This window comes from uncultured Kushneria sp. (assembly GCF_947497025.1).
GTDB lineage: Bacteria > Pseudomonadota > Gammaproteobacteria > Pseudomonadales > Halomonadaceae > Kushneria.
Genome location: NZ_CANMFC010000002.1, coordinates 268887 through 286860, shown reverse-complemented (window position 1 = coordinate 286860; position 17974 = coordinate 268887). Strand labels below are relative to the sequence as shown.

The following is a 17974-nucleotide window of genomic DNA, read 5'->3' as shown; positions in this document are numbered from 1 at the left end:
ATGGCCGGATCAGATATCCAGATTCGCGACCAGGGCGTTTTGTTCGATGAAGTCACGACGCGGTTCGACCTCATCACCCATCAGCGTGTTGAACATCATGTCGGCGCCGATGGCGTCCTCGATGGTCACCCTGAGCATGCGGCGGCTTTCCGGGTCCATGGTGGTTTCCCACAGCTGATCCGGATTCATCTCGCCCAGCCCCTTGTAGCGCTGAATGCTGAAGCCGCGACTGGCCTCGGCCATCAGCCAGGTGAGGATGTCGTGGAAGTTCTCGACCGGCTTTGACCGCTCGCCGCGGGCAATGTAGGCACCCTCTTCAAGCAGACCGTCAAGCGCCCGGTTGAGCGCGACCATGGCGGCGTAATCGGCCGACTGGAAAAAGCCCAGACCCAGTGGGTAATCGGTTTCTACCCCATGAGCACTTAGAACCGCCGCCGGCAGGTACAGGCCGCGTTCTTCACTATGCACCAGACGGAAGGTATAGCGCGGGCCGCCTTCATAGGCGATACGCTCGTCCAGATCCGCCTGCAGGGTATCGGACCAGCGTGTCATGGCGTCCTTGTCGGCCAGCATCTCTTCGCTGACCGGGTCGGCGTAAATCAGACGCTTGAGCACGTCAGCCGGATAGACACGCGCCAGACGATCCAGTCGGTCCATCACGTCACGGTACTGATGCACCAGCTTTTCGAGATGCTCACCGCCAATACCCGGGGCGTCGGCGTTGACGTGCAGCTGCGCGCCATCAAGGGCGGTCGTGGTCAGATGCTGGATCAGTGCTGCCTCGTCCTTGAGATACATCTCGTTCTTGCCGCGCTTGATCTTGTAGAGCGGCGGCTGGGCGATAAAGATGTGGCCGCGCTCGATCAGCTCCGGCATTTGACGGAAGAAGAATGTCAGCAGCAGGGTTCGAATGTGCGAGCCATCGACATCGGCGTCGGTCATGATGATGACCGAGTGATAGCGCAGCTTATCAGCATTGAATTCTTCACGGCCGATGCCGCAGCCCAGTGCCGTGATGAGCGTGCCGACTTCTGCCGAAGAGAGCATCTTGTCAAAGCGCGCCTTCTCGACGTTGAGGATCTTGCCCTTGAGCGGCAGGATCGCTTGAGTACGACGATCACGCCCCTGCTTGGCACTGCCACCGGCGGAGTCACCCTCGACCAGATAGAGCTCCGAACGGGTCGGGTCCTTTTCCTGGCAATCGGCCAGCTTGCCGGGCAGCCCGGCAATATCGAGCGCGCCCTTGCGGCGCGTCATCTCGCGGGCCTTGCGGGCGGCGTCGCGGGCGCGGGCAGCGTCAATCATCTTGTTGACGATCGCCTTGGCGTCAGCGGGATTTTCCAGCAGATAATCGGAGAGCTGGCGGCTCATTTCCTGCTCGACGGCCGTTTTCACCTCCGAGGAGACCAGCTTGTCCTTGGTCTGTGAGGAGAACTTCGGATCGGGCACCTTGACCGAGATAATCGCGGTCAGACCTTCACGGGCATCATCGCCGGAGGTCGCGACCTTGGATTTCTTCTGCAGCTCTTCGGCCTCGATGTAGCTGTTGAGGCTGCGGGTCAGCGCGCCGCGGAAACCGGCCATGTGCGTGCCGCCGTCGCGCTGCGGAATGTTATTGGTGTAGCAGAAGATGTTTTCGCTGTAGCTGTCGTTCCACTGCATCGCCACTTCCACCGCAATGCCATCCTCGCGCTCGGCATTGAAGTGAAACACCGGATTGATGGTGGTGCGATTGGTGTTGAGATGGTCCACAAAGGCACGCAGACCGCCCTCGTAGTGGAACAGCTCCTCGCGACCATCACGCTCATCGAGCAGACGAATTGCCACACCGGAGTTCAGAAACGACAGCTCGCGCAGGCGCTTGGCCAGAATATCGTAGTGAAACTCGATATTGGCAAAGGTCTCTGCAGAAGGCTTGAAGTGGATCTGGGTACCGGAGCGCTCGGTATCCCCCACGATCGCCAGCGGCGACTGCGGCACGCCGTGATGATAGATCTGCTCGTGAACCTGATTCTTGCGCCAGATGGTGAGCTTGAGCTGCTCGGAGAGCGCATTGACCACCGAGACGCCCACACCATGCAGGCCGCCGGACACCTTATAGGAGTTGTCATCGAACTTGCCGCCGGCGTGGAGCACGGTCATGATCACTTCCGCCGCCGACACCCCTTCGGAGTGAATGTCGGTCGGAATGCCACGGCCGTCATCGGAGACGGTGACGGATTCGTCGGGATGGATGACCACCCGGATTTCGCTGCAGTGGCCGGCCAGGGCCTCGTCGATCGAGTTGTCGACGATTTCAAACACCATGTGATGCAGGCCGGTGCCATCATCGGTATCGCCAATGTACATGCCCGGGCGCTTGCGTACCGCGTCCAGTCCCTTAAGAACCTTGATACTCGATGAGTCGTAAGCCTGTGGTTCGCTCATTGATGCTCCCGGGTCATCGTGCCGTCGGCAGTGCCTGCCAGACGACCCTGTTTCACGTGAAACCTTCTAACGTCGGTATCAATATGCCAGTGCCCCTCAAGCGAGGCAGGCTCGATACCGGTCAGAAAGGTCTGACAATTCATCTGTTCCAGCAGCCGACAAAAGGCGCGGCGGTGCTGCTCGTCAAGTTCGGCTGCCAGATCATCGATCAGATAAAGGCAGCGGTGGCGGTCTTCCTGCTCTAAAAGCCGTCCCTGCGCCAGCTTCATGGCGCTGACCACCAGCTTCTGCTGTCCTCTGGAGAGTACTTCAGCGGCCGGATAGCGACCCATGCGCAAACGTAGATCCGCACGCTGAGGCCCCTGCTGGGTAAACTTCATCTGCCGGTCGGTGGCCACCCCCTCCAGAAGGATCTCCTCGAGCGGGCGACTCTTGTCCCAGCCGCGGTAGTAGCGCAGCGACAGTTCCGGCAACTCGATCAGCTCGGCAAGCGTTGCACTGAACACGTCTGAAAAGCGCGCCATCCAGTCGTTGCGCATGGCATCCAGCCGATCGCTCCAGCGCGCCAGTTCGCGGCTCCAGAGGCCCAGCGACTGTTCATCAATTCTATCATGTCTGAGCAGCGCATTCCGATGTTTGAGCGAGCGTCTTGCGCGGCGCCAGACATCGAAAAAATCGGGGTAGACGTAAAACACCCCCCAGTCGAGAAATTCCCGCCGTGCGGCAGGCGCCCCCTCGATCAGACGAAAGGCATCCGGGTTGATCAGCTGCATGGGCAGGTGACGCGCCAGCTCGGCAATGCGGTCGATCTTCTCGCCGGCCACCCGCACGTTGAGGCCGTCACTGTCGCGACGTCGCTCCACACCCAGCGGCAGGGCCGGATCGCCGGTCAGGCGGCCAAACAGCGTCAGGGCGTCCTGATCGTGGGTAATGGCATGCTTGAGCTGACGGGTACGAAACGAGCGCCCCATGCCCAGGATGTGCAAACCTTCCAGCAGGCTGGTCTTGCCGCTGCCGTTGTCGCCGAAAATCAGGTTGACATGCGCGCCCGGCTGCCAGGTGACGGCAGGCAGGTTGCGCAGCCCCTGAAAATGAAGATGATCAAGCGGCATGACGATCCCGAAGGGACGCGCGCCCGACCGATGCCGGGCGCTGGTGTGGCAGACAAGCTGGCAGGCGATGGCGCAAAAACGTCAGAGCCGCATCGGCATGACGACGTACATGGCATCGCCGCCGCCAGGCGCTTCCAGCAGCGCACTGCTGTTGGGATCGGACAGCGTCAGCTGAACCTGATCGGTGTCCAACACGCTGAGCACATCGATCAGATAGCCGACGTTGAAGCCGATCTCCAGCGCGCTGCCGCTGTAGTCGATCGCCACGTTCTCTTCGGCCTCTTCCTGCTCGGGATTGTTGGCAAGCACCCGCAGATTACCCGCTTCCAGATTGAGCCGCACACCACGGTACTTCTCGTTGGAAAGAATGGCGGTTCGTGAGAGCACCTGACGCAGCTCGCCACGCTCGGCCAGAATCTGCTTGTCGCCGCCTTTCGGGATCACCCGCTCGTAGTCCGGGAATTTGCCGTCGACCAGCCGCGAGGTAAAGGTGTAGGCCCCGGTGCGGACGCGCAGATGGCTGGCCCCCAGCATGAGCGTGATCGGCTCGTCGCTGTCATCCAGCAGGCGCGAAAGCTCCACCACGCCCTTGCGTGGCAGGATCAGACGCTGCGGTTCCTCAAGCGAGATATCGGCGCTGCGTGAGCAGACCGCCAGACGGTGGCCATCGGTGGCCACGGTGCGGACCAGATGATCGCGCAGCTCGATGAGCATGCCGTTAAGGTAATAGCGCACATCCTGCTGCGCCATCGCAAACCCGGTGGCGTCGATCAGCTGCTTGAGGGTGCGCCGCGGCAGGGTCAGTTCGGTACTGCCCTGATTTTCATCGATGCTGGGGAACTCGGCCGCCGGCAGGGTCGACAGCGTAAAGCGCGAGCGCCCCGAACGCAGCAGCGCCCGGCCCTCCTCGATGGCCAGGGTAATCTCGGACTGATCGGGCAGCGACTTGCAGATGTCCATCAGCTTGCGCGCCGGGACGGTCACCGCGCCGCTTTCCTCGATGCTCGAGGGCGCGACGCGACCGATCAGCTCGACCTCGAGATCGGTACCGGTCAGCGACAGTTCGTCATCGCTGACCGTTAACAGGACATTGGAGAGCACCGGCAGGGTCTGACGGCGCTCAACCACGCCCGCTACCAGCGATAGCGGGCGCAGCAGGGCTTCACGCGAAATGGAAAATTTCATGGGGCTCCACTCTTTTCAGGCTCTTGTTCCGGCCACAGTGTTGTCATGTCGGTCACCGCCGATGAGGGCGTGGCATCAGCCAGACGCCTGGTCATCAGCTGGTCAAAAGACGCAGCAGGTTCTTGTAGTCTTCGCGGATATCGGAGTTCTCTTCGCGCAGCTCCACCACCTTGCGGCAGGCATGCAGCACCGTGGTGTGATCACGACCGCCGAAGGCATCACCGATCTCGGGCAGACTGTGGTTGGTCAGCTCCTTGGCCAGCGCCATGGCGACCTGCCGCGGGCGGGCCACCGAGCGCGAGCGGCGCTTGGAGTGCAGATCGGCCACCTTGATCTTGTAGTACTCGGCCACGGTGCGCTGGATGTTGTCCACGCCCACCTGCTTGTCCTGCAGCGCCAGCAGATCCTTGAGCGATTCGCGGATGAACTCCTGATTGATGGGCTGCCCCATGAAGTGGGAGTCCGCGATCACCTTCTTGAGCGCGCCTTCCAGCTCGCGCACGTTGGAGCGGATCTTCTGGGCGATGAAAAAGGCAGCATCGTGCGGCAGATCCGCCTTGGCCTGCTCGGCCTTTTTCATCAGAATCGCGACGCGTGTTTCAAGCTCCGGCGGCTCGATGGCGACCGTCAGGCCCCAGCCAAAGCGCGATTTCAGGCGCTCCTCGACACCGCTGATCTCCTTGGGGTAGCGGTCCGAGGTCAGAATCATCTGCTGGCCGCCTTCAAGCAGGGCGTTGAAGGTATGGAAGAACTCCTCCTGAGAGCGCTCCTTGCCGGCAAAGAACTGGATATCATCAATCAACAGCGCATCGACGCTGCGATAAAAGCGCTTGAAGTCGTTGATGGCGTTGAGCTGCAGCGCCTTGACCATGTCGGCCACGAAGCGCTCGGAATGCAGATAGACCACCCGGGCGTTGTCTCGAAGACCGGCCAGGTGGTTGCCGACGGCGTGCATCAGGTGCGTTTTACCCAGACCCACACCGCCATAAAGGAACAGCGGGTTGTAGGCGCCACCGGGATTTTCGGCCACCTGGCGCGATGCAGCCCGCGCCAGCTGGTTGGACTTGCCCTCGACAAAGGTTTCGAAGGTAAAACCCGGGTTGAGACCGCTTTGATGGCGGATGCTGCCTTCGACCTGCACCTGGCGCTCGCCACTGTCGCTGCGTCGTCCACCCATGGTGTTGCCGGAAGGCGGCGCCGCGGGGATTTCACGCTCGTCCTGATAGTCGCCACGAGGGGAGGTTGGCGGCGAAGGCGGCATGGGCGCCGAAGACGTACGGGTCACGCCCGTAGACCAGCTCTCCTGAGTGCGCGCAGCGGTACTGCCCTGTGGTGCAGAACCGTTTTGCTGCGGCGCATCCGCCGACCGTGACACGGGATTGGATACCGTGCGGCGACTGCCGATGTCCAGCGACACCTTCGGCGGACGACCCTGAGCCAGCTCGCGCATCAGCTCGTTGATGCGCTTTAAATACTTGTCATTGACCCAGTCACGCACAAAACGATTGGGGGCCAGCAGGGAGAGTTCGTGGTCACTGGAACCGCTTTCGGCCTGCAGGGGACGGATCCAGGTATTGAACTGCTGAGAGCTCAGTTCATCCTGTAAATAGTCAAGACATTGCTGCCAGAGAGCGATGGACACACGCGACCTCTATCAATGGTGAGTCGTGTAAACGGGGCAGTAGTGTAACGCCCGCGCTACAGGTTATCCACACCGGGTTGGCGAACAAAACCCTCTGTGGATAACCTTATCCTCACTATCCGGGCCTCTCCGGGTCGTACAGATGGCCCTGGAAAAATGACATGCGCGGCTTGTGCACAAAGTTATGCACATCCGCTTGTTTTTCATGCGTGGATAAAAATTGCACGTCTTCGTTGAATTCTCTAGAATCCCGGCTCTTGACCCCCGTGCGCCTCGATTTTGAGGGCATCGGTGTCACCGATCATTCAAGTCTCAATTCGGGAATCGCAACCATGAAACGTACTTTCCAGCCCAGTGTGCTCAAGCGCAAGCGTAACCACGGTTTTCGCGCTCGCATGGCCACCAAGAACGGCCGTCAGGTCATCTCGCGTCGCCGCGCCAAGGGTCGCAAGCGCCTGAGCGCCTGATCTTTTTAACGGATCAGCCGAGCTCATGACCAATCAGGGATTTCCCCGCGGTCTCAGAATCCTGACCGCCGGGGAATACCGTCATGTTTTCGAACATGCCAGTTTCAGGATTCACGGCAAGGGGCTTCTCGCACTCGCGACCCCGAACAATCTCGGTCACGTTCGTGTAGGGCTGGTGTTCAGCAAAAAGAACGTACGCCGAGCCGTGGATCGCAACCGTCTCAAGCGTTTGACTCGAGAATCGGTGCGACTGCGCCAGCAATGGTTGCCGAGCGTGGATATCGTCGTGCTGTCACGCAAGGGCGTGCACGAGATTGACTCGGAAACACTGGCCAGACAGCTTCACGGTATGTGGCGACGCCTTGAAAAGGACGTCAAACGCCAGCCGGAGCATCAGCAATAATACGAGGCGCGACGAACCGTCGAGTGCGACCCGTCGTTTTCTTGCGCCGCGTCGACATTTTCCCACCGGGCAATCCCAATGGATCTGAAACGACTTCTTTTTGTCATCCCGCTGGCCGTACTTGCCTACCTGATGATCATTCAATGGAGCAATGATCACGGGCAAAACGACCGACCGGATGAAGCGCCTCCCGCCCTGTCCCAGCAAAGCAGTGACGTTGAACCCGGTGAGCAGTCGCTCGATGCGCCCGATACCGGTAATGACCGGGCCAGCACACCGCAGCCCGGCAACACCACCGACAGCCCCGATAGCGCTGATGCCCAGAACACCAGCCTGATCAGCGTTCGTACCGATGCTCTTGACCTGCGCATCGATCCGCGCGGTGGCGATATCGTCTATGCCGCCCTGCCAAAGCATCTGCAGCGCCTTGATAGCGACGCCCCCTTCGTTCTGCTCTCCGATGATCAGCGCCGCAGCTATATCGCGCGCTCCGGACTGCAGATGGAAGGCCACAAGGGCCGGATCACCTTCCGACCCGAGCAGACCAGTTACCAGCTGGGGGATGATCAACAGTCGCTTCAGGTCGACATGAACGCGACCGTCAACGGCGTCAACATCATCAAGCGCTTCACCTTCGAGCGCGACAGCTACAAGGTGAAGGTCGACTATCTGATCGACAACACCTCGCAGACGCCCGTCTCGGCACGTTTCATCGGTCAGCTGGCCCGTGACAACAGCGACGACCCGACCAGCGGCGCCGGTGTCGGCATGCATGCCTACCTGGGCGCGGCCTTCTCATCGCCGGATGATCACTATCAGAAGGTCAGCTTCGAAGACATTCAAAACGGCAAGTTCAACAATGCCGATGTCCGCGGTGGCTGGGTGGCGATGATTCAGCACTACTTCACCACCGCCTGGGCGCCCAATCAGGATCAGCAGAACCTGTATTATGCCGACGTCGATCAGCGTGGGCGCAACGTGGCGGCCTTTGCCAGCCCCAGCGAAACCGTGGCACCGGGTCAGAACGGTGATCTCTCGGCCACGCTTTATATGGGGCCCAAGGAGCACGAACGCCTTGAAGCCGTGGCGCCGCACCTGCAGCTGACGGTTGATTTCGGCTGGCTGTGGTTCCTCGCCAACCCGCTGTTCTGGCTGCTGACGCACATTCATGCGCTGATCGGCAACTGGGGCTTCTCCATCATCCTGCTGACCGTGCTGGTCAAGGCCGTTCTCTTCCCGCTCTCTGCCACTGCCTACAAGTCGATGGCCAGGATGCGCAAGATGGGCCCCGAGATGAAGCGCATCAAGGAACTGCACGGCGACGACCGTCAGAAGATGTCGCAGGAGATGATGAAGTTCTACCAGAAGGAGAAGATCAATCCTCTGGGCGGCTGTCTGCCGATCGTGATCCAGATGCCGGTGTTCATCGCGCTGTACTGGATGCTGATGGAGTCCATCGAACTGCGCCATGCACCGTTCATGCTGTGGATTCATGATCTGTCGGCGCAGGATCCCTACTTTATCCTGCCGATCATCATGGGTCTGACCATGTTCCTGCAGCAGCAGCTCAACCCGACACCGCCGGACCCCACACAGGCGAAGATCATGAAGATGCTGCCGATTGTCTTCACCTTCTTCTTCCTGTGGTTCCCGGCAGGCCTGGTGATCTACTGGATTACCAACAACCTGCTCTCGATCACGCAGCAGTACTTCATCACCAAGCGTATCGAAAACAGTGATGTCGACAAGGAAAAGACGGTCTAGGCCGTACGTGGCACTCGCCACACCGAAAACCCCTGCCACGGCAGGGGTTTTTCTTTATCCGCCATGCAGGAGACGGTTGTGACACAATAGTGCCGCCGTAACCCTCTGCCGATCACGGAATGCCCCGGGCCGTCACCATGCCAGACAGCACTGTCATTGCCATCGAACTCTCCGCCGTCGTCATTGCCATGGAGTCGGCAACCCCCACCGTCCTGCTCACGCGCTCCAGTGATCGCTGTCGCGCCCCCATGCTGCCGGCAGGTGACTTCGATCCGCGCCATCACCGCACCTTTGAGCTGGGCCTTCGTGACCGGGTCGCTCACCAGACCGGGCTGGCACTGGACTACGTCGAGCAGCTCTACACCTTCGGCGACCAGGACCGTCTCGAGCCGGACGCGACCGGCGAAATCACGCGCCATATTTCCATCGGCCATCTGGGGCTGGTGTCGCAGCAGCAGGCGCTACGCGACGAACAGACGCTCTGGGCCAGCTGGTATGACCATTTTCCGTGGGAAGATTATCGTCACGGTCGTCCGGCGATGATCGACATGATCATCGCTCCGGCACTGTCCCGCTGGGTGATGGCCGCCCCTGACGAGACGACCCGCGAGGCGAGGCGCCAGCGCACTCAGCTGGCCTTTGGCCTGAACGGCGCGCGCTGGGTCGATACCCGGGTACTGGAACGCTTCGAGCTGTTATATGAGGCAGGGCTCGCCCCTGAAGCGCAGCATCATGATCATGCCGAAGTCATCACGACCCTGCCGGGTGAGCCCCTGATGTCCGATCACCGCCGCATTCTCGCCACCGCCATGGATCGCCTGCGCGGCAAGCTGCGCTATCGACCGGTGATCTTCGATTTGCTGCCCGAGCATTTTACCCTCTCCCAGCTTCAGCTGACCATCGAAGCAATCATTGGCTGTCGCCTGCACAAGCAGAACTTTCGCCGTTCGCTGGATCGCACCGGCCTGGTAGTGCCTACCGGTGCGGTGGATACCGCCACCGGCGGGCGTCCGGCCGAGCGCTTTCGCTTCTGTCGCGAGCAGTGGCGCCAGCAGATGGCGCCAGGCGTACAGACCCCGCTGGCTCACAGCGAGTATCAATAAACGCGTTACTCGACGCTGGGTGAGCGCGGCGGCGGCCACAGTGCGGCCATCAGTATGAATACCAGTCCGGTGACGGGTACGGCCATGGGCCACCACAGCCCCATGGCCCAGTGCCCCAGCGCGCTGAAGGCGCACCACAGCAGCGGAATGACCAGAAGCCCCCACCGGGCGCGGCGCGGCCAGGCCATCAAAAGCACTGCCGTGGTGGCCGCAGTCATGTCCGGCGTCACACCGGGCAGCGCTATCGCCTGCCACGTGTCGGTCTCGCGTACCGTCACCCATGACAGCGCCAGCAATAGCGCGCTCCCACCGGCGAGTGCGACCAGCCTCACCCTGGCCGGCGGTACCCGTGCCGCTACCACCATCAAAAGCCCCGCCTCCAGCGCAAAGACCCAGGCAAAGGGCCCCACCGGCCAGTTGATGGGGGCATAAAACCGCATCATGAAAAGTGCTGCCGTCAGCCCCCAGCCGGCCGCCATTGCCACCGCCACCAATCGCCTGACAAGCGTCGGCGCCCGGCACAGTAATACCGGGATCGTCACCAGCACGGCCACCACTCCCCAGAGCCCCACCCCGAGCGCCTCGTTGGTTCGCTCGAAAAGGCGCAGATACACCTCGGGTGTGAACATCAAAAAATCACCCAGTGCGTAATCCATGCGCTATAGCTCCCTGACGATATCGATCATGCGCCGGCGCTGCATCTCATCGGGCAGGCGACCGTAAAGCGCGCCCATGTTCTCGCGCATGTGGGCCACCTGCGTAGTGGCCGGTATGGCGCAGGTCATGGCCGGGTGCGAGACGACGAATTTGAGAAAGAATTCGGCCCAGCTGTCTATCTCCAGCGCCCCGGCCAGCGCCGGCAGCGGACGTGAGCCAACCCGCTCGAACAGCCGCCCGCCCTGAAAGGGCCGGTTGGCGATCACCGCGATCCCTCGCTCGCGCGCCAGCGGCAGCAGCCTGCGCTCCGCCTCGCGATCGGCCATGTTGTAGGTCAGCTGCACGAAATCCAGCGGCTCACGCCTCATGATTCGTTCAAGATCGTCGTGGCGACGCCCGTGGGAGGTCGTCACACCGATATAGCGCAGGCGGCCTTCAGCCTTCATCTCCTGAAGCGTGGCCAGATGCCCCTCCCACCCCAGCAGGTTGTGCACCTGCATTAGATCAAAGCGTGCCACGCCCCAGAGCGCCTCGGACCGGGCCACCGCTTCGCGGGTATCGCTTTCATCGCGCGTCCAGACCTTGGTGGCGGCAAAGAGCGCCTCCCGCCGGCCCAACCGCTTGACCAGCTCGCCGACGACGGCTTCCGCGGAGCCATACATGGGGGAAGCATCCACTACCCTGCCGCCGCGCTGGAAAAAGAGATCAAGGATCTGCTCGCGCTGATCGAGCAGTACCGGATCAGTGCCGACGTTGAAGGTGCGCCAGGTGCCCATGCCGATCACCGGCAGGGGCTCGCCGGTCGAAGGAATCGTTCGGGTGATCGGCGCCGGCTCGCTGTCGGCCAGTACCCCGGGCCAGCGTGCTGCCAGCCCGGTCGAGGCCATTCCAATGAGAAAACGGCGGCGCGGCATCAGTAATCGCATGAAGCACTCCCGGAAAGGGTGACAGCTCCTCTTATAGGCCATCGACCCCGGCCGGTGCGAACTGCACCGTCGAGCACCTCAGTTCCGGCCAAGGCTTCTACTGTTTTGCTCGTATTGATTAAAAAGGAGCACCGTGCCAGACTCCAAAATACTCATTGTGAGCCTAACCCCTCCAAGAGCCTGCTCATGACCGTGACGCTTGCCCGATCAGAAGTACCGCCGAGCCAGCAGATTGAATCACTTCTGCCCCCTTATGATGCTGAAATAGCCCGCCAGACCGATGCGTTTTATGCACGCGTGGAAGATCATGTCAGTAGCCACGACTGGCCGGCAATGGGCCGCCGGGTGCATGCCATCAAAAAGCTTCAAAAGGAACAGGACGCCGTGATTCTGGCGCATAACTACATGCCGCCGGACATCTACGCCCTGGTCGGCGACATCTGCGGTGACTCGCTGGCACTGGCGCGCGAGGCCGCCAAAAGCAAGGCACGCACCCTCGTGCAGGCCGGCGTGCACTTCATGGCCGAAACCTCGAAGATTCTCTGCCCGGACAAGCGCGTGCTGATCCCCGATACGCAGGCCGGCTGCTCGCTGGCGGCCTCGATCACCGGCGCGCAGGTGCGCGAGCTGAAATCACGCTATCCAAACGTGCCGATCGTGACCTACGTCAACACCAGCGCCGAGGTGAAGGCCGAATGCGATATCTGTTGCACCTCCTCCAACGCCCTCAACGTGGTGGAGGCGATCGCCGCCGAATGGGGGGTGGATCGGGTCATCATGCTCCCCGATGAACATCTGGCCCGTAACGTGGCAGCGCGCACGCCCCTGTCGATTCTGGTCTGGCAGGGCAGCTGCGAGGTCCATGAGCAGTTCACCCCCGCCCAGGTGAGCGCCATCCGCCGTCGTCATCCCGGCGTTCGGGTGCTGGCCCACCCCGAGTGCCCGACAGAGGTGCTGGACGCCGCCGACTTTTCCGGCTCGACCGCCGACCTGGAGCGCTGGGTGGATGATCACCGACCCGAACAGGTACTGCTGCTCACCGAGTGCTCGATGAGTGACAACCTGATCAGCCGCCACCCGCAGATCGAGTTTGTTCGCAGCTGCAATCTCTGCCCCCACATGCAGCGCATCACCCTGGACGGCATTCTCGCCTCGCTGGCTTACGGCCGTCATGAAATCAACGTCGAGGAGAGCATCACCGTGCGCGCCCGACGCGCCATCGACGCGATGCTGGCGCTCCCTGATCCCGTGACGCCGGCCGATTTCACTCGTCCCGCACACAACGCCCATGTCGAGGTGGTGTCATGAATGCTCCCGGCCACGAGATCGCACCGCTGCCTGCTGTCATCCTCGACCCCATCGTGACTGCCGCGCTGGCAGAAGATCTGGGCCGCGGCGGCGATATCACCTCTGAGGCGCTGATCGATGCCGATCACACCAGCCGCCTGCAGCTGCGGCCGCGTCGACCCGGCATGCTGGCCGGCATGGACGTGCTGGCCCGGGTGCTTGATCACGTCGATCCCCGTATTCACCTCGAGGGGCACCGCCGTGACGGCGAGCGCCTGCAGGCCCTTGAACCCATCGCTACCCTCGAAGGGCCGACCCGGCCGCTTCTGGCCGCCGAGCGGACTGCGCTCAATTTCCTGACCCGGCTTTCCGGCATCGCCACCCTCACCCGCACCATGGTCGATCAGCTCGAAGGCAGCCGCGCGCGACTGGCCTGCACGCGCAAGACCACCCCCGGCCTGCGGGCGCTGGAAAAGCGCGCCGTGCGTCTGGGCGGTGGGGTCAATCATCGCCTGGGGCTGGATGACGCCATGCTGATCAAGGACAACCACATCGCCGCCGTCGGCAGCATTACCGAGGGGCTGGCGCGGGCACGCGCGCAGCTGGGGCATCTGCGCATGATCGAGCTGGAGGTCGACACCCAGGAACAGCTCGAGGAGGCCCTGATCACACCGCCCCATGCAATTTTGCTCGACAACATGTCTTTTGATGACCTGCGCCGGGCCGTGGCCATGACCCGCGGCCGCTGCCTGCTGACCGCCTCCGGCGGGATCGATGCCCGGCGCCTGCGCGAAATCGCCGATACCGGTGTGGACCTGATTGCCGTTGGCGCCCTGACCCATTCGGCGCCGCAGCTCGATATCGGGCTGGACTCGCTGGATTGAGAGATCACAAAAAGGCACAGAGGCCCGCGCACCTCGCCTGCTAGAATGACGCGTAAATTCTGTTGTCACGCTTCTCAAAGGATGAAGAGATGAGCATCGATTCCAATGCAGGGCAGCTGCCCGACGAGCACCGCCTCGCCCATCTGCCGCGTCTGGTGTCGCGCTACTACAGCGAACGCCCCGACGTGTCGGATCCCGCTCAGCAGGTGGCCTTCGGTACGTCCGGTCATCGCGGCTCATCGCTGAAGACCGGCTTCAACGAGTGGCACATCCTGGCCACCACCCAGGCGATCTGTGACTACCGACAGGCGCAGGGCATCACCGGGCCGCTGTTTATCGGCATGGACACGCATGCGCTGTCAGAGCCCGCGTTTGTATCGGCACTGGAAGTGCTGGCCGCCAACCATGTTGAGACCCGCATCGATGCCGGCTGTGAGGAAACGGGCGGCGAGCCGGGCTATACACCCACGCCGGCGCTGTCGAATGCGATTCTCAACCATAACCGTGATCGCACCAGCGATCTGGCCGATGGCATCGTGATCACGCCGTCGCACAATCCGCCGGTGGATGGCGGCTTCAAGTACAACCCCACCAACGGTGGCCCGGCCGATACCGGCATCACCAAATGGATTCAGGAGCGGGCCAACGAACTGCTGGCCAATGATCTTGAAGGCGTCAAGCGCGTCAGCCATGCCGAGGCCCTCAAGGCGCCCACCACACAGCGCTTTGACTTCATCGACAGCTACGTCTCGGGCCTGGACAAGGTCATCGACATGGCCGCGATCCGGGACTCGGGCCTTAAATTCGGTGTTGATCCGCTGGGTGGCGCCGGCGTGCACTACTGGACGCGTATCGCCGAGCGTTACCAGCTGCCGCTGGAAGTGATCTCCACCACCGTCGACCCGACCTTCCGCTTCATGCGCCTGGACTGGGACGGCAGGATCCGCATGGACTGCTCCTCGCCGCACGCCATGGCCGGCCTGATCGAGAACAAGGATCGCTTTGACGTCTCCTTTGCCTGCGACACCGACCATGACCGTCACGGCATCGTCGCCCGCTCCACGGGGCTTTTGAACCCCAACCACTATCTGGCGGTGGCGATCGAGTACCTCTTCACGCATCGTCCGCAGTGGGGTGATCAGGCCGCGATCGGCAAGACACTGGTCTCCTCGTCGATGATTGACCGCGTCGCCGAAGGCATCGGCAGGGCCGTGGTCGAGGTGCCGGTCGGCTTCAAGTGGTTCGTGGACGGTCTGATGGACGGCAGCCTGGGCTTTGGCGGCGAAGAGTCCGCCGGTGCCTCGTTTCTGACCTTTGACGGCCAGCCCTGGTCCACCGACAAGGACGGCATCATTCTCGGCCTGCTGGCCGCGGAAATGACCGCTGTGACCGGCAAGAACCCGGGCGAGCGCTATCAGGCGCTGACCGAGCGCTTCGGCGCGCCGGTCTATGCCCGTGTCGATGCCCCGGCTGATCGCGACCAGAAGGCCCGCCTTGGCAAGCTCTCTCCCGAGCAGGTCAAGGCCTCCGAACTGGCCGGTCATGCCATCACCCGCAAGCTCACCGAAGCGCCCGGCAACGGTGCGGCCATCGGCGGGCTCAAGGTGGAGACCGAGGCCGGCTGGTTCGCGGCACGCCCGTCGGGCACCGAAGACGTCTACAAGATCTACGCCGAAAGCTTTGAAGGCGAAGATCACTTGAAGCGCATCCAGGAAGAAGCCAAGGCACTGGTGGACGGCGTGCTCAAGGGCTGATCGCCTTTGGCGACAGGATAAAAAGGGCGAGAAAATTAGAAGGGCCGGCAATCGCCGGCCTTTTTTGTGTCAAAGCGGGTGAAAGGCGTGACGAGCCCGCCCCTACTGCCCCGAGTTATCCGGGCGCTCCATCTCAAAGCGCACGCTCTCATTGATGGTGTAGTAGGTCGCCGGCCCGCCGGCGCGCAGGATCGGCTCGGCGGCCGCGGTCTGATAGATGCCGTCGTCGAGCATGTGTTTATCGATGTGCACGCCCACAACCTCACCCAGCACCAGCCAGTTGTCGAGCTTCTCGCCGTCGGCCGATTCCAGCTGAATCAACTGGGTCAGCCGGCACTCGAACGACACCGGCGCTTCCAGCACGCGCGGCACCTTCACCACGTTCGAGGCGGCCGGCGTCAGCCCGGCAAGCGCAAACTCATCCACGTCGGCACCCACGCTGGCGCTCGAGGTGTTCATCTTCTCTGCCAGCGTGCGTGTAGCCAGATGCCAGCAGAACTCGCCGGTGGCTTCGATGTTGGCCACGCTGTCCTTCCAGCCGGCACTGGCAAAGCCGATGATCGGCGGCGCGGCACAAAAGGCGTTAAAGAAACTGTAGGGCGCCAGATTCAGCCGCCCCTCGCCATTGTGCGAGGAGACCCAGCCGATGGGGCGCGGCGCAATGATCGCCTTGAAGGGATCGTGCGGCAGGCCGTGGCCCTTGCGCGGCTCATAGAAGTGGAACGGGTCGGTCATGAACGCTCTCCGATATCGCGATATCAATGGTCTGCGCTCCACTATAGCAACGACCGGCCCGGTTAACCGGCCCGATCGACCGATGCTTGCAGCGTTTGGTCCCAGCGCTGACAATCGGCGCCATACCATTCATGGCCGCCTCTGCCGGCCTTATCACCATTTCGGAACGCTCATGCTCGACCAGGACACCATCAGTGCGCTGGCCACCCCGCCCGGGCGCGGCGGCGTCGGCATCATTCGCCTGTCCGGCGCCAGAACCGCCGACATCGCCCGCGCCATGCTCGGGTTTGACCCCGAACCCCGGCGCGCCCACTACGGTCCCTTCCTGGGCAATGAGGGTCAGGTGCTCGATGAAGGCATCGCGCTGTGGTTTCCGGGCCCCCACTCGTTTACCGGCGAGGACGTGCTGGAGCTGCAGGGTCACGGCGGCCCGGTCATCATGGACTGGCTTCTGGAGCGCACCGTGGCGCTGGGCGCGCGCCTGGCCCGCCCCGGTGAGTTCTCGGAGCGGGCCTTTTTAAACGACAAGCTCGATCTGGCCCAGGCCGAGGCGATCGCCGATCTGATCGAGGCCAGCTCCCGTGCGGCGGCCGAAAACGCTCTGCACTCGCTGCAGGGCGAGTTCTCGACCCGGGTACAGGCGCTGGTGCAACGCCTCATCGAGCTGCGCATCTTTGTCGAGGCCGCCATCGACTTCCCCGAAGAAGAGATCGACTTTCTCGGTGATGGTCGCGTCGCCGAAATGCTCGCCGGCGTGCGCACCAGCCTTGGCGAGGTCCGCGCCAGCGCCGCCCAGGGCGCGCTGATGCGTGAGGGCATGAGCGTGGTGATCGCCGGGCGCCCCAACGCGGGCAAATCGAGCCTTTTGAACGCGCTGACCGAGCAGGAAACTGCGATCGTCACCGACATTGCCGGCACCACCCGGGACGTGCTGCGCGAGCACATTCATCTCGACGGCATGCCGCTGCACATCATCGATACTGCCGGCCTTCGCGACACGCCGGATGCCGTGGAAAAGATCGGCGTCCAGCGCGCCTGGGCGGAGATTGAAAAGGCCGACCGGGTGCTTTTGATGGTCGACAGCCGCGAAAGCGGTGAACTCGACCCGATGGCCATCTGGCCCGAGTTCGTCGAGCGCCTGCCCGACCCGTCCAAACTCACCCTGGTACGCAACAAGATCGATGAAAGCGGCGAGACCAGCGAGCCGGATCTTGCCACCACCCCGCCGGTGATTCGCCTCTCCGCCACCACCGGCGCCGGCGTGGAACATCTGAAAGCGCACCTCAAGGGCGTGATGGGCTATCAGTCGACCAGCGAAGGGCGCTTCTCGGCCCGCCGCCGCCATCTCGACGCCCTCGATCGTGCCGGGCAGGCGCTGACGCATGGCGCGGATCAGCTCGCCGGCGCCAGTGCCGGCGAGCTGCTGGCCGAAGACCTGCGCGCCGCCCAGGATTCGCTTGGCGAGATCACCGGCGAATTCACCGCCGATGAACTGCTGGGCGAGATCTTTGGCAGTTTCTGCATCGGCAAATAAATTCGTAGCGGCCCACAGGCGCTGCAGAAAGGGCGGTCCGAAGCGCTCGCCGGCCGCCGTTTTGCCAGTCAAACGATATCGCGCCCGGGGCGGC

15 protein-coding genes are annotated in these 17974 nt (G+C 62.5%); 8 read left to right on the top strand and 7 right to left on the bottom strand.

Annotated features, from left to right (window positions below; all coding sequences use genetic code 11):
• Positions 1-9: 9 nt before the first annotated feature.
• The 4 genes from gyrB to dnaA form a co-directional block, all read right to left on the bottom strand.
• Positions 10-2427, bottom strand: coding sequence for a DNA topoisomerase (ATP-hydrolyzing) subunit B (gene gyrB, locus Q0931_RS04600; protein WP_086900488.1), 2418 nt, complete (start codon positions 2425-2427; stop codon positions 10-12).
• Positions 2424-3539: a DNA replication/repair protein RecF gene (gene recF / locus Q0931_RS04595; protein WP_299257730.1), complete on the bottom strand. Its 1116-nt coding sequence runs from the start codon at positions 3537-3539 to the stop codon at positions 2424-2426. Before recF ends, gyrB begins: the two co-directional genes overlap by 4 nt.
• A gap of 81 nt (positions 3540-3620) precedes the next feature.
• On the bottom strand, positions 3621-4724 hold the full coding sequence (gene dnaN, locus Q0931_RS04590) for a DNA polymerase III subunit beta (RefSeq protein WP_086900486.1): 1104 nt from the start codon (positions 4722-4724) through the stop codon (positions 3621-3623).
• 94 nt (positions 4725-4818) lie between these two features.
• Complete coding sequence (gene dnaA / locus Q0931_RS04585; RefSeq protein ID WP_086900485.1) at positions 4819-6366, bottom strand: chromosomal replication initiator protein DnaA; 1548 nt, start codon at positions 6364-6366, stop codon at positions 4819-4821.
• 332 nt (positions 6367-6698) lie between these two features.
• On the opposite strand from dnaA, the gene rpmH reads away from it, so the two are divergent.
• The 4 genes from rpmH to Q0931_RS04565 all read left to right on the top strand — a co-directional run bounded on the left by rpmH (position 6699) and on the right by Q0931_RS04565 (position 10103).
• A complete protein-coding gene (gene rpmH, locus Q0931_RS04580; protein WP_086623304.1) occupies positions 6699-6833 on the top strand; it encodes a 50S ribosomal protein L34 in 135 nt (44 codons plus the stop codon).
• Positions 6834-6858: 25 nt separating this feature from the next.
• Positions 6859-7236, top strand: a complete 378-nt coding sequence (gene rnpA, locus Q0931_RS04575; protein WP_299257723.1) for a ribonuclease P protein component — start codon at positions 6859-6861, stop codon at positions 7234-7236.
• A 78-nt stretch (positions 7237-7314) separates the two neighbouring features.
• The gene (gene yidC, locus Q0931_RS04570; protein WP_299257721.1) at positions 7315-9000 is read left to right on the top strand and encodes a membrane protein insertase YidC; all 1686 of its coding nucleotides are present in this window, start codon (positions 7315-7317) and stop codon (positions 8998-9000) included.
• Positions 9001-9137: 137 nt separating this feature from the next.
• Entirely contained in the window at positions 9138-10103 is a 966-nt protein-coding gene (locus Q0931_RS04565) for an NAD regulator (protein ID WP_299257719.1), read from the top strand.
• A 5-nt stretch (positions 10104-10108) separates the two neighbouring features.
• On the opposite strand, the gene Q0931_RS04560 is transcribed toward Q0931_RS04565, so the two are convergent.
• Together Q0931_RS04560 and Q0931_RS04555 are read right to left on the bottom strand one after the other, a co-directional pair.
• Positions 10109-10759 (bottom strand): hypothetical protein, encoded by a 651-nt coding sequence (locus Q0931_RS04560; protein ID WP_299257717.1) that lies wholly within the window; start codon positions 10757-10759, stop codon positions 10109-10111.
• A gap of 3 nt (positions 10760-10762) precedes the next feature.
• Positions 10763-11686 carry an aldo/keto reductase gene (locus Q0931_RS04555; protein WP_299257715.1) on the bottom strand — a complete coding sequence of 308 codons (924 nt, stop codon included), beginning with the start codon at positions 11684-11686 and terminating at the stop codon, positions 10763-10765.
• A 186-nt stretch (positions 11687-11872) separates the two neighbouring features.
• Between Q0931_RS04555 and nadA the strand changes: the two genes are divergently transcribed.
• The 3 genes from nadA to pgm all read left to right on the top strand — a co-directional run bounded on the left by nadA (position 11873) and on the right by pgm (position 15611).
• Positions 11873-12994, top strand: coding sequence for a quinolinate synthase NadA (gene nadA / locus Q0931_RS04550; RefSeq protein ID WP_299257713.1), 1122 nt, complete (start codon positions 11873-11875; stop codon positions 12992-12994).
• Positions 12991-13857, top strand: coding sequence for a carboxylating nicotinate-nucleotide diphosphorylase (gene nadC, locus Q0931_RS04545; RefSeq protein WP_299257711.1), 867 nt, complete (start codon positions 12991-12993; stop codon positions 13855-13857). The genes nadA and nadC overlap by 4 nt, the downstream gene beginning before the upstream one ends.
• Before the next feature lie 89 nt (positions 13858-13946).
• Positions 13947-15611 carry a phosphoglucomutase (alpha-D-glucose-1,6-bisphosphate-dependent) gene (gene pgm / locus Q0931_RS04540; protein WP_299257709.1) on the top strand — a complete coding sequence of 555 codons (1665 nt, stop codon included), beginning with the start codon at positions 13947-13949 and terminating at the stop codon, positions 15609-15611.
• Between the two features lie 102 nt (positions 15612-15713).
• On the opposite strand, the gene Q0931_RS04535 is transcribed toward pgm, so the two are convergent.
• The gene (locus tag Q0931_RS04535; RefSeq protein ID WP_299257707.1) at positions 15714-16346 is read right to left on the bottom strand and encodes a flavin reductase family protein; all 633 of its coding nucleotides are present in this window, start codon (positions 16344-16346) and stop codon (positions 15714-15716) included.
• Between the two features lie 172 nt (positions 16347-16518).
• Here Q0931_RS04535 and mnmE point away from each other — a divergent pair, with 172 nt between their 5' ends.
• A complete protein-coding gene (gene mnmE, locus Q0931_RS04530) occupies positions 16519-17880 on the top strand; it encodes a tRNA uridine-5-carboxymethylaminomethyl(34) synthesis GTPase MnmE (RefSeq protein ID WP_299258194.1) in 1362 nt (453 codons plus the stop codon).
• The last annotated feature ends 94 nt before the right edge of the window (positions 17881-17974 follow it).